This is a genomic window from Winogradskyella sp. MH6, assembly GCF_022810765.1.
GTDB lineage: Bacteria > Bacteroidota > Bacteroidia > Flavobacteriales > Flavobacteriaceae > Winogradskyella.
In genome coordinates this window covers 2,392,643-2,408,367 of the sequence record NZ_CP094494.1, presented here as the reverse complement: position 1 = coordinate 2,408,367, position 15,725 = coordinate 2,392,643, and the positions used below count along the sequence as shown (strand labels likewise).

Below are 15,725 nucleotides of genomic sequence, written 5' to 3'. Positions count from 1 at the left end.
TAAAGTCACTTCTACATGGAAACGCCAGACAACGAAGTTTTTAGAGATTCAATAGGTACCATCAATGAAGAAGGTAAACGTAATTGGATATTTCCTAAAAAACCTTCAGGCCCTTATTACGACAAGCGAAAACTGGTTAGCTATTTTCTTTTAGCTTTCCTATTTGCAGCACCATTTATTAAAATAAATGGAAATCAATTCTTAATGTTTAACGTCCTCGAAAGGCGATTTAACATCTTTGGTTTCCCTTTTTGGCCACAAGACTTTCATTTGTTTGTAATTTCTATGATAATAGGAGTGGTTTTTATCACCCTTTTTACAGTAGGGTTTGGTCGTATTTTCTGTGGATGGATTTGTCCTCAGACCATTTTTATGGAAATGGTTTTTAGACGCATCGAATATTGGATAGATGGTGATAGAAATAAACAAATGCGTCTTAAAAAGCAAAAATGGGATGCAGAAAAGATAAGGAAGCGACTTTTAAAGTGGTTTATATTTTTAGTGATTTCTTTTTTAATTGCTAATATCTTTTTGGCCTATTTAATTGGCAGCGATAAACTTCTTAGATATGTAAAAGAAGGGCCTGCTGAGCATTTAGGCACATTATTCCCATTATTGATTTTTACAGGAGTCTTCTATTTTATTTTTGCCTGGTTTAGAGAGCAAGTATGTATTATAGCCTGTCCTTATGGAAGATTACAAGGCGTACTTTTAGACAATAAATCTATTGTGGTTGCTTACGATCATAAGCGTGGTGAAGGAGAAAATGGCAGAAAGAAATTTAGAAAAAATGAAGATAGAGATGCCTTAGGCCATGGAGATTGTATTGATTGTTTTCAATGTGTTCATGTTTGTCCTACTGGTATAGACATTAGAAACGGTACACAATTAGAATGTGTAAACTGTACGGCTTGTATTGATGAGTGCGACACCATAATGGAGAAAATTGACAAGCCTAAAGGTTTAATCCGTTATGCAAGTGAAGACAATATAGAGAAGAAAGAGCCATTTAAACTAACGGCTCGTATGAAAGGTTACATTGCTGTACTTGTCATTTTAATTGGTGTATTATTAGGTATGATAGCTTTAAGAAATGATGTAGAAGCAAGAGTGCTTAGATTACCTGGTCAACTTTACGAGCAAAAGGACAATAACATCATTAGTAATGTATTTACCTATAAGATTGTAAATAAAACAACAGAAACCATAAAAGATGTTAGCTTTAAACTTAGAGGTATAGATGGTAACATAAAACTTGTTTCTACTAGCGATACATTTGAAGTTAAAGAAAGTGGTTTAGCTGAAGGGACTTTATTTATAGAATTAAAGCAAAGTGATCTTTCTGGAGATAAAAACACACTGACCATTGATGTTTATAGTGGAGATAAATTAATTGAAACAACTTCGGTGACCTTCTTAGGGCCTAGAAGTTATAATTAACAAAGACCTTACGGGTTTTGAAAACCTAGCAGATCTTAAAAAAAGGAGATTCCTACGTTCGCAGGAAGTAAAGATATGAAAGTAAATTGGGGAACAGCAATAGTTATAGCCTTTGCAGGTTTTATAGGCTTTATTATGTATTTTGTAGTTAACATGGCTACTAATGACAAGTATGACCATGATTTGGTAGTTGAAGATTACTATCAGCAAGAATTAAAATTTCAATCAAATATTGATAAAGAAAAAAATTCTAAAAGCCTTAAAACAGATATTACTTGGAAAAAAACCAAAGAGGGTATCCTTGTTGAATTTCCTAAAGACTTAGATGTAAAAAAAATCAAAGGTTCAGTGTTCCTATACAGACCATCTAACAAGAAGTTAGATTTTGAAATTCCTATTTCATTATCTGATCACAATTTGCTCATACCTGACAACAAATTGTTAGATGGTCGCTGGAACATTAACATAGATTGGACATACAATAACGAAGCTTACTTGTTTAAGAAAGAAATAGACTATTAGTATGTTATATTCGGCATTTATATTGGGTTTATTGGGTAGTTTGCACTGCGTTGGTATGTGTGGACCAATAGCCTTTATGTTGCCGGTAGATCGTTCTAATTCATTTAAAAAAGTATCTCAAATTGGTGTTTACCACATTGGCAGGTTATTAGCTTATAGTTTAATTGGTCTAGTCTTTGGCTTACTCGGCAAAAGCCTTAACCTCTTTGGAATACAACAACAACTTTCTATAGCAATAGGCATATTGATGATTGTGGTTGTACTTATTCCTTATAGAACTTTTGCTAAATACAACTTATCTAAACCTCTTAACAAAGTTATTTCTAAAGTAAAGTCTAACCTTGGTCAAGCATTAAAGAAAAAAACACCAGATACATTTTTAACCATAGGCTTCCTTAATGGATTTTTACCTTGTGGCTTGGTGTATATGGCAGTGTTTGGTACTATTGCCACAGGCAGTTTATTACAAGGTAGTTTTTATATGATTTTATTTGGCTTAGGTACTGTTCCATTAATGACCTCAGCCATTTATTTAGGTAAATTTTTGAATCAAACTATAAAACAGCGCATCCAAAAAGCTATTCCTGTTTTTGTAGTTCTAATCGGTGTTTTATTCATTCTTAGAGGATTAGGATTGGGCATTCCTTACATCTCTCCTGCTCCTGTAGTTGAAATGGCAACTAGCGCCATTGACTGCCATTAAAATTAAAATCCACTAAATTATTTTCGATTGACATTTTTGGTATTATTGCAGTATCAATTATCAATCAATAGTTATATGAAACAATTTCTTTTCGCCCTAGTCTTAACACTTTCAGTATTTAAAATAGCAGCACAAGATGCTAGTGTAGAGAAATCTACTTTTGGGATTCAGATTGGTTTCCTTGGTATTTGGGCACATAACGAGTCTAAACTAACAAACTCCATTGCACTAAGAAGTGAACTTGGCTTAGACGCTGCTATTTTTGGTGAAAATTTTGTTGGGTCAAAGAGTTTTATCATGGTACCAGCAATAACTTTAGAACCAAGATGGTACTACAACCTTAATAAAAGAGTTGACAAAAATAGACGCATAGATGGCAATAGTGGAAACTTCCTATCAATTAAAACTACCTATCACCCAGATTTAGTCCTAGGATCTTTACCTAATTACACTGTATTTATTTCAGATATTAGCATTATACCTACTTGGGGAATTCGCCGCAATGTGGGTAAACATTTTACTTACGAAACAGGTATTGGGATTGGCTATTACCACTTATTTGAAAAAGAGAACGTAATTATGCCAGACAAAAATGGGGTTGCTTTAAACTTACACTTAAGACTTGGATATCGCTTTTAATACCAAATTCTAACAAATCATTGTAAAAAATAAAAAACGCCAAAGCCCATGATCTTTGGCGTTTTAACTTGATATTAATAACACTAACTAATAAACATCAAGAACTATATTTTAAAGGTCATTACTGGTAATGTAGAATGATTGGCAATGTCTTCAGAAATACTTCCTTCAAAGAAATGTGCCAAGCCTTTTCTGCCATGTGTTGCAACAGCAATTAAATCAGCACCTATTGTATTGGCAAAATTCAAAATGCCTTTTTCAATGGAATAATCGGATACAATATGTACGTTTTCAAGATTATCTAAATCACCATCAGCCTTTTTAAGGAATAAAGAAATACGTTTATCTATTTCTGTTGAGCTCCTAAAATTACCATCTGGTGAGTTAACATAAACCAGATGCATAGTCACTCCTATTTTTTCAAAAGTTTTTCTTGCGTTAAGGTATGGTGTAATAGCTTCGTCTGTAAAATCACTGGCAAATACTCCATTTTCAAAATCTAATAATATTGGGTTATGCTTTATTACCAATACTGGGATATCTGAATGACGCACCACTTTTTCGGTATTAGAACCCACTATCACTTCCTTAACACCACTTGCACCTTGAGAACCCATTACAATAAGGTTGGCATGATGCTCATTAGCTACATCGTTAACCTCACTCCAAACCTTAAAATGCTTTACAATAGGTGTAACTTTTATACCTTCTAAATATGGTCTATCTAAAAAGGCATCAAACTTTTGCTCTGCTAGTTTTAGATAAAAAACTGCTTCCTCGTTAATAGAATTTCCATTAGCTGTTAATATAGCATTAGACAACTCTAGCATATGCAATACTATGAGTTCTGAACCGTATTTTTGAGCCAGGTTCGCAGCTGCTTCCAAAGCATACTCTGAATACTCTGAAAAATCTATAGGTACAATTATCTTTTTCATGGTGTTAGTGTTTTAAATGGTCATTGAAAATAGTTGAGTATCTGGCTTTTTACGTTGCAGTAGCAAATCAAAAGCCATACAAATATTTCTAATAAAAGGTTTCCCTTTTTCAGTTACGGTTATCTGTTTTCTTGCAAACTCAATTAAACCGTCTTGTTCTAATTCTTTTAGTTTAACAAGTACCTCCGGTAATTCATCAAACATTAGATCTGGTTGTAACCAAGACGTTTTAAAGTGGCACATTAGGTTGAGAATGTGTTTTCTTATTTTAAGGTCTTCTTCGTTTAAAATATGTCCTCTATAAACCGGAATTATATTATTTTCTAACAGGTTATAATACTCTTCAATAGATTTTACATTTTGCGCAAAACCATACCAACTATCGCTTATAGAAGACACACCCAACCCAATCATCGCTTGGGTTTTAGATGCAGTATAACCCATAAAATTACGATGCATAGTTTCGTTTTGCATGGCTTTATAGAGTCCATCTGTTTTTAGTGCAAAATGATCCATGCCTATTTCGGTATAACCAACTTTCTCTAAAAGAGATTTACCTGTTTCGTATTGCTTGCGCTTAGATTCTGCTGTTGGCAAATCCTCATCTTTAAAACCTCGTTGTCCATTACCTTTTATCCAAGGTACATGTGCGTAACTATAAAATGCTATACGATCTGGCATTAAAGCTTCGGTTTTATTTATGGTTTCTATAACGTCAGCTTCTGTTTGAAATGGTAAGCCAAAAATAATATCATGCCCAACAGATGTATAACCAATAGCTCTGGCTGTTTCTGTAGCACGCTTTACATTTTCAAAAGGTTGAATACGATTTATAGCCTTCTGAACTTTTAAATTATAATCCTGAACTCCAAAACTTACTCGTCTAAAGCCTAAATTGAAAAGTGCTTGTAAATGCTCTGAAGTGGTATTATTTGGGTGTCCTTCAAACGAAAACTCATAATCCTCTGCTAGATTAGATACTCTAAGCAATTCGGTAATGAGGAAGGTTAAATTTTCTGGCGAAAAAAATGTTGGTGTACCTCCGCCAAGATGCAATTCTTTTATTGTTGGTTTTGCACCTAATAAATCTCGGTACAATTGCCATTCTTTTAGCACAGCTTTTATGTATGGTAGCTCAACCTCATGCCTTTTAGTAATACGCTTATGGCATCCGCAAAATGTGCAAAGGCTTTCACAAAATGGTAGGTGCAAGTACAAGCTTATCCCCTCTTCTGCATTAGATTCATCAAAAGATTGCTTTAAAACGTGTTTCCATTGTTGCAATGAAAATGTCTCAGCATTCCAATACGGAACCGTTGGATAACTGGTATAACGTGGACCTGCCACATTGTATTTATTTACTAATTTTTGACACATAATTTACCTTGTCTAAGGTCAAAATTAGTCGTAAGCAACTGTATAAAATATGATTTTTGTCATGTAACTTTTTAATTAACAGATAAATGCCAATATATGAAGTATTTAAGATGGTTTTTAAACCCATAAAAAAGTACTTTTTAATAAAAAAATACCTTGTTAGTATGTATCTTATTTCCTTTTAATTTTAAATATTAACGAGACTCTATTTGCATCAGAAATCTTATATCCTTAACTTTACTAAAAACTAAAAAACAACTATGAAATATTTTAAATTTACAATTCTTTCACTTGCTATTATCCTTTTTACAGCTTGTAAAAATGAAAAATCAAATACTGAAGAATCTAAAGATGAAACTAAAACTCCAGAAGTATTATATGTTGCAAAACCCGATGCAACTACAGTAAACTGGACGGCCTATAAAACCACTGAAAAAACTCCAGTTGGTGGACAGTTTACAACAGTGAATTTTGATGACAAAAAAGGAGCTACTCCAGAGGAAGCTCTAAATGGTTTAGAATTTTCTATTCCGATTAGCAGTTTATTTACAAAAGACGAAACTAGAGACGCAAAATTAAAAGCTTCTTTCTTTGGTGTTATGGTAGATCCAGAACTTATTGGAGGTACAATAAAACATGTAGATGGTAAATATATTGCATCTATTACTATGAACGGTGTTACTAACGACTTACCACTAGAGGTCTCTATTACAGACGAAAGACGTGTAAAAATGACAGCAGTAATGCAGTTAAAAGATTGGAATGCTTTAGGTGCCTTAGAATCCTTAAATAAAGTATGTTTTGATCTTCATAAAGGACCAGATGGTGTAAGTAAAACATGGGAAGAAGTTGCCATTGAAGTAAGCACCTATTTAAGAGAAGAATAACTATATTTATAAATCTAAACAAAACACTAACTAAAAAAAATAGCTAGAGCTATTGCAGTACTAATACTTCCCCTTGTCTGCAAAAATTCTAAGCAAGTCTCATATGGCCGAATTAGAAACTTTAGTACAGCAATTTCAATCTAAAAACCAAGTTGCATTCAAAAAACTCTACGACATGTACAGTCGTAGTATACATGGTGTGGTTTACAATATTGTAAAAGATGCTGATATTGCCGACGAAATTATGCAAGATGTCTTTATAAAAGCATGGCATAAAGCAGATACTTATTCTTCAAAAAAAGGACGTTTCTTTACGTGGATATTAAATATAGCACGTAATGCAGCTATAGATATGACAAGGTCTAAAGCCTATAAAAAATCTAAACAAAACCTCAACTCCGATTATTTCGTAGATAGTATAACAAGCAATGATAATTTAGATAGCAGCACAGATGCTATCGGAATTAAAAAGTTTGTGACTAACCTTGGCCAAAAATGTAAGGAAGTTATAGAACTATTATACTTTAAAGGATTTACGCAAAAGGAAGCTTCCGAAGAATTAAAAATGCCCATTGGCACAATAAAAACAAGAAATAGAAACTGTATTCAGCAATTAAGGGATATGGTATTGTAATATGGATATAAAGGCATACATAGAATCGGGTATTTTAGAGCTCTACGTAGCAGGTAAGCTTTCTGAAAAAGAAAATCAGGAAGTTTATGACTTGATGCAACAACATCCTGAAATATTACAAGAAGTATTAGAAATAGAAGCAGCCGTTGTAAAACTTACAGGAGCAGTATCTCCACATGCTATAGATTTTGAATCGTTTAAAGGCAAATTAAACACAGACACAAAAGTTGTAGACCTAAAACCAAGAAAACCTAATTGGATTTCTTACACAGGCTGGGCAGCTTCTATATTATTGGCTGGTGGTTTATTATGGACTCTCAACAACAAAAACAAGGTTGAAGAAGAACTACAAACCGTTTCTACCGAAAAACAATATCTTGAGATACAAATTGAGGAAGCCAGAGGCGATCTTGCAGCAACCAAAAATCTGTTAGATGCCATTAGAGATAAAGATATTATCGCAGTACCATTAGGTGGCCAAGGCGACTATGCTGCTACCTATGCTAAAGTGTATTGGAACAAAGCCGACAACACCATTTACCTAGATGGTGAAGGTTTACCAAACGCACCAGAAGGTAAGGTATGGCAAGTATGGTCTTTAACACTAAATCCGTTAACACCAACAAGCTTAGGTACTATTGACGACTTTAACACAGACGACAACAAAATATTTACCATTGCCAATGCTAACGAAAGTCAGGCCTTTGGTATTACTCTAGAACCTGCAGGTGGTAGCGAAAGCCCAACAATGGAGCAACTCTATACGCTTGGTGTAGTGGCCTCTACTCCATAACTAAAAAACACAAATACTATTGATAAAAAACCACTAATGTCTTTATTAGTGGTTTTTATTTTCTGTAAATTGTAACAATAAAACATATAACGTGGATATAGTTAATATCTATATCCAGTTGTTGGGCATAATTTGAGAAATGAACATTCTTACTAAATTTTTAAAAAAAATAAAATATTTATCTAAAAGTGATAAACTTGTTTGGTATAAAATTATCAAAAAGAACAGCAGTTTCATTCTAAATAAATATTCATCTAAAAAAATTGAATATTCATTCGGAATGAACAAATCAAATTATTCGACTGAACCGAAATTAAAATTTGTTTTTCGAAAGAGGTTTAGTTCAATAACTGAACTTTGGAAATTCATTACACAAAACAAAGAATGGTATCTTGAATATAGTCCAAATCAAGTAATAAATATAGAAGATTATATTGAGGAATTAACACCTCTAATTGTGCAGACTACAAATGAATTAAGACATCGAATGGAATTTTCGGATAATGAAAATTTTATAATAGCAAGATGGGATAATTTTGTTTTAAGCAATAAAGAAAAAAGTGAATTTATACTAAACGAAAGTAAAAAGCTTAAAACCTATTGTTCAAATTGCGGAAAAGAAAAAGGTTTTGACCAAAGATATCCAAAATCTATTTGCCATACTTGTAGCCTACAAATAACAGATTTAAATGGAAAAAAAGTAGAGTTCTTTAATTCGCATATAACCGGTTCAGGTTGTCAAGGATATTATTTTGGAACTGGACAAAAAGAAAAGTATGACTCTGAACTATGCTATATCAACGGAAAAGAATTCTATGCAGAAGAAGCAAGATTTGGTGGAATAGTAATACAATTAAAAGAATAAAAACTACGCCCAACAATGTGTATAATTCATTGCTAGTTAGAGCTTACTTACGAAAATTCCGCTGGAATTTTCTATCTGTGATTATTTGCTAACTTTAGTGCTTAAACACGCAACGAAATCATACACTTTACCGTTGGGCATAATTAGAAAAAAAATGAGCGAAGAATCGAAAATTAACGCATTAGTCAACATTGGACAATCAAAAGTAGCCGAAAAAGCATATGATGACTTATTGAGTGAACCAAGTAAAAAAGCAGGCAATGCATTAGGAACAATAGTAAACATTGGCAATACTGTACTATGGCCAATTAAGTGGGTAAATGAAAGAACTCGTATTTATTTTGAGAATAATCTAAAAAAATACGAACAGGAATTAGAAAACATTCCAGAAGAAAATGTTACTGAAGTTCCAACCGAAATTTCAATGCCTATTTTAGAAAGATTCACATATACTTCTAATGAGGAATTGAGCAATGCTTTTGTCAATTTATTAGCAAGTGCCTCATCTACAGAAACAATCAATACAGCTCATCCTGGATTCATTCAATTAATTGATAGATTATCACCTGACGAAGCAATCTTATTAAAACACATTAAATCAAATCCCGCAATTCCAGTTTTAACTATAAAACATTATGACAATCCTGAAAAAAGAACAGAGTATGTTTTTGTTTTTAAAAACAAGACAGGATTGGATATAAAAATCAAGGATATTAAATTCCCTGAAAACATAAGTATATATCTCAATAATTTAGAGTCTTTAGGACTAATTCAATACTCTGACTATTATTACACGGCATTAGAAAAAGACTATGAAATAATTGAAAATCAACATAATCAACTTATAAATAATCATTTTAATAAATATACAGAGGAAAAAGACTTAAAGAGAGCTAAAAAAGAGAGCAAAGGAATGTATGAATTAACGGATTTTGGAAGGCTATTTATTTCCGCTTGTATTAAAAAATAACTATGCCCAACAATGGCTATAAGTAATGGCGCTGTTCTCACTTACTTCTAAAACAAGCATAGCAAACTAGAAATGTAAAATTCAAATAAGCTAGTCAGAACTTTTAATCAATTCAGAAACCATGAAAAAATTGCAATTCAAAACAGAGATTATAGCATCTGCGAAAAAGGTTTACAATACTATGCTTGGTATTGATAATATTGAAACCTACGAGCAATGGACAGCTAAATTTAATCCAACCTCTACTTATGAAGGCAGTTGGGAAAAAGGGTCTAAAATCTATTTTGTTGGTACTGACGAAAACGGCAAACGTGGCGGAATGGTCTCTGAAATTGCAGATAATGTTCCTTATAAATTTGTTTCCATTAGACATTATGGAATTTTAGACGGCAAAAATGAAATAACCGAAGGACCAGATGTAGAGAAATGGGCTGGCGGACTTGAAAATTACTCGTTCGAAGAACATAATGGTGTCACAACTGTAACCATTGAAAGCGATGTAGATGAGGAGTATCTCGATTATTTCAACACAACTTGGTCTAAGGCTTTGAACAAACTGAAAGAACTTTCAGAAAATTAAACACTAATAAATAGTCTGCTGTATGAAAAAAATAATTATAATCTTAACTACTATGGTCTTCTTTTTGGGCTGTAAAGACAAAGGTGTAACATACAACGACCCAATACCAGAACACGACAGCTTAATAATAACATCCAAGTATGTCAATGAAGATCGTGTTATAAATGTTTGGACACCACCTAGCTATAAAACATCATCAGAACATTTTCCTGTACTCTATATGCCAGATGGTGGTATAAAAGAGGATTTTCCGCATATAGCAAACACACTCTCTAAATTGTTAGAAGAAAATAAAATACCTGCTTTCATTTTGGTCGGAATAGAAAATACCGAAAGAGGAAGAGATTTAACAGGTTCTTCAGAAGCAGAAGATGATAAACAATATTGTCCAATTACAGATGGAGCAAAAGATTTTAGAGCTTTTATTGCTGAAGAATTAATGCCTGAAATCAATAAAAAATATAGAACACAACCTAAAAAAGGAATCATTGGCGAATCCTTAGCTGGTCTGTTTGTTATGGAAACCTTTTTTACAGCACCAGAAACTTTCGATTTTTATATTGCTATGGATCCTTCGCTTTGGTGGAACAACAATTACCTAGCTAGTAGTGCAGATACTTTGCTAACCAAACTTCCTGAGAAGGATTTAAAACTATGGTTTGCAGGTTCTAGTGTAGAAGATATTTCTCAATACACCAAGTTAGTCGATAAGGCTTTACAGAAAAATGCTCCTGCAAATTTAACTTGGAAATATTCAGACGAACCGAACGAGCAACACAATACTATTTTCAGAGCTACTAAAGAAAAGGCTTTAATCTGGACTTTAAATAACTAAAGAAAACTTTAAGAAAGCTAGACGCAACCATTTTGTCTTTTTGTTATCTAATGACAAATCTATGGCATGAAAAAAACCGTACTCCTATTATCATTTTTATGCTTCATTAACCTTATTACAGCTCAGATTAAAGCTATAAAAATCACAAATGAAGCTACTCAAAAAGAAAAGATTATTAAAGAGAACAGAAGAGTAAAAGTATTTACTCTTGATGGTAAAAAACTCAAGGGACGCTTTAAAATAGAAAGCAATTCTATTCTTATACAAGGAGAGAGTATCAACTTATCAGATATTATAGCAATGAAGCGTAACCCCTTATTAGTATCTATTGTTACAGGCTCTTTTTTAGTTTATTTAGGATCAATAACTGTAGGTATAGGTATATTAATAGGATTATTGGCAGATTCCTCTGCCTTCTTATTAACAATACCTGGAGCTGGTTTAATTTACGCTGGTCTTAAACCTCCTAATTTTAATAAAAAGTTTAAAACCAAACGCAATTGGACATTTGAAATAATAACTATTTCAGATTAAAAAACACAAATAAAATTACCTAGAATAATTAGGTGCTTCCTTGGTAATAGTAACATCATGTGGATGACTTTCGTGAATACCACTTGCAGTAATTTTTACAAATCTTCCAGACTCTTTCAACGTTGCAATATCCTTTGCACCACAATAACCCATTCCGGCTCTAAGTCCACCCACAAACTGATGAATACTTTCAAACAATTCACCTTTATATGGTACACGACCCACAATGCCTTCTGGCACTAATTTTTTAATATCGTCTTCAACATCTTGGAAATAACGGTCTTTACTACCTTGTTTCATAGCTTCAACAGAACCCATTCCACGATACGATTTAAACTTACGGCCTTCATAAATAATCGTTTCTCCTGGACTCTCTTTAGTTCCTGCTAAAAGGGAACCTAACATTACAGTATCAGCACCAGCAGCAATTGCTTTAGGTATATCACCTGTATAACGAATTCCACCATCAGCAATAACTGGTACTCCACTACCTTTAATAGCTGCAGCAACTTCTAATACTGCTGAAAACTGAGGAAAACCAACACCTGCAACAACACGTGTTGTACAAATAGAACCTGGACCAATACCTACTTTTACAGCATCTGCACCAGCTTCTACCAAATATTTAGCAGCTTCGCCTGTTGCAATGTTTCCAACAATAACTTCTAGTTGAGAGAATTTTGATTTTATTTCTTTTAGGACAGATACCACACCTTTGGTGTGTCCGTGAGCAGTATCAATAACAACAGCATCAACACCTGCGTTAACCAGAGCTTCTGCTCTATCAACAGCATCTCCTGTTACTCCAATTGCTGCCGCAACTCTTAATCTTCCGTAGGTATCTTTGTTGGCTATTGGCTTTTGCGTCACTTTAGTAATATCTCTAAATGTGATAAGACCTACGAGTTTTTTACCTTCAACAATAAGAAGTTTTTCAATTTTATTTTCTTGTAAAATGGCTTCGGCATCTTTTAAGGATGTCCCAACAGGTGCAGTCACTAAATTTTCGCCTGTCATCACTTCAATGATTGGTCTATCATTATTGTGTTCAAAACGCAAATCGCGATTGGTAACAATACCTTTTAGGTTTCCTTCATCATCAACGATTGGAATACCTCCAATACTATGCTCTCGCATTGCATTTTTGGCATCTGCAACTACGGCATTCATTGGTAATGTTACAGGATCTATTATCATACCACTTTCGGCACGTTTTACTTTACGCACTTTTGTGGCTTGCTGCTCAATAGTCATGTTTTTGTGCAACACACCAATACCACCTTCGCGAGCCATAGCAATAGCCATTCTACTCTCTGTAACCGTATCCATAGCTGCGGAAATTACAGGAATATTAATGGTAATGTTTCTCGTAAATTTTGTTTGAATGTTTACTTCGCGCGGAAGTACTTGAGAAAATGCTGGAACTAAAAGGACGTCATCGTAGGTAAGACCTTCACCTAAGATTTTATTTTCGTGTGCTGTCATAGTGCAATTAAGGTATAATTGCACGCAAAGATACATTTTTTTTCATTGAGCAAACATCAACTTATGGTTAAATAATGTTCAATCAATAAAATATCTTTATATAATGAACTGCTAATCAAAGCTTGTATGTTATTTATTTTTATTTATTCTAAATAAAGTTTGAAAATTTAAGCTTAGGTCGTAATTTTGCACGCTGAAAACAAACCTATTTTTAACAAGTCTAAATAAATGATTCGGAAATTAGCCCTTACAGTAATTGGTTTTACTGGTACTTTTCTTGTAAATGCACAAAACCAAACTAATGAAAAACCATTAGATTCTATTCAAAAACTAGACGAAGTAATTATTAACTCAAACCAAATTTTTGGTAGTAAATATGTAGCAAGTAACCGTACAGGTTCTGCTTACTATTTATCACCACAAGAGTTAAAGAAATTTGGTTTTACAGATATTAATCGTGCTTTGCGTTCAGTCCCAGGTGTTACTTTTTACGAGGAAGATGGTTTTGGATTACGACCAAACATAAGTTTGAGAGGTACATCTCCAGAGCGTAGTGCAAAAATCACCTTAATGGAAGATGGTGTACTTATAGCACCTGCCCCTTACAGTGCTCCTGCTGCTTATTATTTTCCTTCAGTTGGTCGTATGCAGGCATTAGAAATTTTAAAAGGAAGTAGCCAGGTACAATTTGGTCCATTTACGACAGGTGGTGCAATTAATATGATTTCGGCACAAATACCTAACACCTTTAGTGGTGAAGTTAAAGCCGGTTATGGTTCTTTTGACACGCAGCAAATATTGGCACGTATAGGTGATACAAAAGAAAATATTGGCTACATGCTAGAATTCCTTAACTACGGTTCTGATGGCTTTAAGGACTTGTCTAACAGCAACAACACTGGCTTTGACATTAATGAATTAACAGCTAAATTTAAAGTAAAAACTGATGCTGACGCTAAGCTTCAACAGTCATTAGAAGCTAAATTTCATTATTACGATGAGCGTTCTTACGAAACTTATTTAGGTCTTACTGAAAGCGACTTTAATTCATCTCCTTATAGTAGATATGCAGCTTCGCAAGATGATCGTATGATTGCTGAACAAATTCAATTAATGCTTACGCATACTTTAGATTTTTCAAAAAACATGCGTTTAACGACTAACGGTTATTACAATAAATTTTCGCGTAACTGGTATAAGTTAGATGATGTTATCTTTAATGGAGATAAACAAGGTATTTCTACTGTAATTGCAGACCCAACTACCTATGCCAACCACATGAATATTATTCGTGGTGATGTAGATTCATCAGCTGATGCTTTATTAGTTAAAGCAAATAATCGTGTGTACTATTCAAAAGGTGTACAAACAAAATTTGACCACCATTGGTTTGGTGAAAACACCTTTCATGATTTAGAAATTGGTTTACGTTACCATTATGATGAGGAAGACCGTTTTCAGTGGGAAGATGGTTATAGTATTATTAATCAAAATATGTCTAAAACATCGGATGGTGTGCTTGGTGCTCAAGGTAACAGAATTAGTAGCGCAAAAGCCTTTGCAGCTTATGCGATGTATAAATTAAAATATGATAAGCTTACTGTAACACCTGGCATTAGATATGAAAATATCATTCTACAGCGTGATGATTACGGAAGCAATGACCCAAGCAGAACAGGGAGCGACCTTTCGGTTAGAGAAAACAAAGTAGATGTTTTTATTCCTGGTGTTGGTGTTAACTATGCATTTACAAATACTATTTCTGTATTTGGTGGTGTACATAAAGGATTTTCACCTCCAGGAAGTTCTGATGGTGAAGAAGCTGAAGAAAGCATCAATTATGAACTAGGATCGCGTTTTGCTTTTGGTCAATTACGTGGTGAGGTTGTTGGTTTCTACAATGACTATAGTAACTTATTAGGTAGCGATTTAGCCGCAACTGGCGGAACTGGCTCTTTAGATCAATTTAATGCAGGTGAAGTTGCTGTGAGTGGTGTAGAAGTTTTATTAAACTATGAGTTATTGCCAAATAACAAATCGTTTAAACTACCTGTAACGTTTGCCTATACATTTACAAATACTGAGTTTTTAAATAGCTTTGGTAGTAACGATGATTTATGGGGAGAAGTTACTAAAGGTGACGAATTACCATACATCCCAAAACATCAATTTAATGTTGGATTATCGTTAGAACACACTAAATACGAACTCAACATAAACGGAAGATTTAATGGTGAATTTAGAACTATGGCTGGTACAGGATCTATTCCAGATACTGAGCGTGTAGATTCTAACTTTATCATAGATATGTCTGCTAAATATCACTTTACAAAGAATCTTAGTCTTACAGGAAACATTATAAACCTATTAGATGAAACATATGCTGTTTCACGAGTTCCAGCAGGTTTACGTCCTGGTCATCCATTTGGTGGTAACCTAGGATTTGAATTTAGATTTTAAATATTCAGTTTTAAAATTAGTTGATTGGTAAAAGCGTTATCCATTTTTGGGTAGCGCTTTTTT

General features: G+C 33.6%; 16 protein-coding genes. 13 read left to right on the top strand and 3 right to left on the bottom strand.

Translation table 11 applies throughout. The features are described from left to right. Positions 1–15: 15 nt before the first annotated feature. From ccoG to MST30_RS10810, 4 genes are all read left to right on the top strand, one after another. Entirely contained in the window at positions 16–1,440 is a 1,425-nt protein-coding gene (gene ccoG, locus MST30_RS10825) for a cytochrome c oxidase accessory protein CcoG (protein ID WP_243471427.1), read from the top strand. 75 nt (positions 1,441–1,515) lie between these two features. Beyond that, positions 1,516–1,962 carry a FixH family protein gene (locus tag MST30_RS10820; protein WP_243471426.1) on the top strand — a complete coding sequence of 149 codons (447 nt, stop codon included), beginning with the start codon at positions 1,516–1,518 and terminating at the stop codon, positions 1,960–1,962. 1 nt (position 1,963) lies between these two features. Beyond that, positions 1,964–2,665 carry a sulfite exporter TauE/SafE family protein gene (locus MST30_RS10815; protein WP_243471425.1) on the top strand — a complete coding sequence of 234 codons (702 nt, stop codon included), beginning with the start codon at positions 1,964–1,966 and terminating at the stop codon, positions 2,663–2,665. A 75-nt stretch (positions 2,666–2,740) separates the two neighbouring features. Beyond that, positions 2,741–3,304, top strand: a complete 564-nt coding sequence (locus tag MST30_RS10810; protein ID WP_243471424.1) for a hypothetical protein — start codon at positions 2,741–2,743, stop codon at positions 3,302–3,304. Positions 3,305–3,408: 104 nt separating this feature from the next. Here the strand turns inward: MST30_RS10810 and MST30_RS10805 are convergent, their stop codons facing one another. Together MST30_RS10805 and hemN are read right to left on the bottom strand one after the other, a co-directional pair. Then, on the bottom strand, positions 3,409–4,242 hold the full coding sequence (locus MST30_RS10805; RefSeq protein ID WP_243471423.1) for a universal stress protein: 834 nt from the start codon (positions 4,240–4,242) through the stop codon (positions 3,409–3,411). Positions 4,243–4,254: 12 nt separating this feature from the next. After that, positions 4,255–5,619: an oxygen-independent coproporphyrinogen III oxidase gene (gene hemN / locus MST30_RS10800; protein ID WP_243471422.1), complete on the bottom strand. Its 1,365-nt coding sequence runs from the start codon at positions 5,617–5,619 to the stop codon at positions 4,255–4,257. Between the two features lie 260 nt (positions 5,620–5,879). Here hemN and MST30_RS10795 point away from each other — a divergent pair, with 260 nt between their 5' ends. From MST30_RS10795 to MST30_RS10760, 8 genes are all read left to right on the top strand, one after another. Next, positions 5,880–6,506, top strand: coding sequence for a YceI family protein (locus MST30_RS10795; RefSeq protein ID WP_243471421.1), 627 nt, complete (start codon positions 5,880–5,882; stop codon positions 6,504–6,506). Between the two features lie 103 nt (positions 6,507–6,609). Beyond that, a complete protein-coding gene (locus MST30_RS10790; RefSeq protein ID WP_243471420.1) occupies positions 6,610–7,140 on the top strand; it encodes an RNA polymerase sigma factor in 531 nt (176 codons plus the stop codon). 1 nt (position 7,141) lies between these two features. Beyond that, positions 7,142–7,933 carry an anti-sigma factor gene (locus MST30_RS10785; protein ID WP_243471419.1) on the top strand — a complete coding sequence of 264 codons (792 nt, stop codon included), beginning with the start codon at positions 7,142–7,144 and terminating at the stop codon, positions 7,931–7,933. Positions 7,934–8,072: 139 nt separating this feature from the next. Continuing rightward, the gene (locus tag MST30_RS10780) at positions 8,073–8,798 is read left to right on the top strand and encodes a hypothetical protein (RefSeq protein ID WP_243471418.1); all 726 of its coding nucleotides are present in this window, start codon (positions 8,073–8,075) and stop codon (positions 8,796–8,798) included. Between the two features lie 154 nt (positions 8,799–8,952). Further along, positions 8,953–9,768 (top strand): DUF4393 domain-containing protein, encoded by an 816-nt coding sequence (locus MST30_RS10775; protein ID WP_243471417.1) that lies wholly within the window; start codon positions 8,953–8,955, stop codon positions 9,766–9,768. 121 nt (positions 9,769–9,889) lie between these two features. Further along, positions 9,890–10,348: an SRPBCC family protein gene (locus MST30_RS10770; protein WP_243471416.1), complete on the top strand. Its 459-nt coding sequence runs from the start codon at positions 9,890–9,892 to the stop codon at positions 10,346–10,348. Positions 10,349–10,370: 22 nt separating this feature from the next. After that, the gene (locus tag MST30_RS10765) at positions 10,371–11,183 is read left to right on the top strand and encodes an alpha/beta hydrolase (RefSeq protein ID WP_243471415.1); all 813 of its coding nucleotides are present in this window, start codon (positions 10,371–10,373) and stop codon (positions 11,181–11,183) included. A 66-nt stretch (positions 11,184–11,249) separates the two neighbouring features. Beyond that, positions 11,250–11,717 (top strand): hypothetical protein, encoded by a 468-nt coding sequence (locus tag MST30_RS10760; RefSeq protein WP_243471414.1) that lies wholly within the window; start codon positions 11,250–11,252, stop codon positions 11,715–11,717. A 15-nt stretch (positions 11,718–11,732) separates the two neighbouring features. Here MST30_RS10760 and guaB read toward each other — a convergent pair whose 3' ends face one another. Beyond that, positions 11,733–13,202 (bottom strand): IMP dehydrogenase, encoded by a 1,470-nt coding sequence (guaB, locus tag MST30_RS10755; protein ID WP_243471413.1) that lies wholly within the window; start codon positions 13,200–13,202, stop codon positions 11,733–11,735. Positions 13,203–13,430: 228 nt separating this feature from the next. On the opposite strand from guaB, the gene MST30_RS10750 reads away from it, so the two are divergent. Continuing rightward, positions 13,431–15,662: a TonB-dependent receptor family protein gene (locus MST30_RS10750; RefSeq protein WP_243471412.1), complete on the top strand. Its 2,232-nt coding sequence runs from the start codon at positions 13,431–13,433 to the stop codon at positions 15,660–15,662. Positions 15,663–15,725 lie beyond the last annotated feature (63 nt).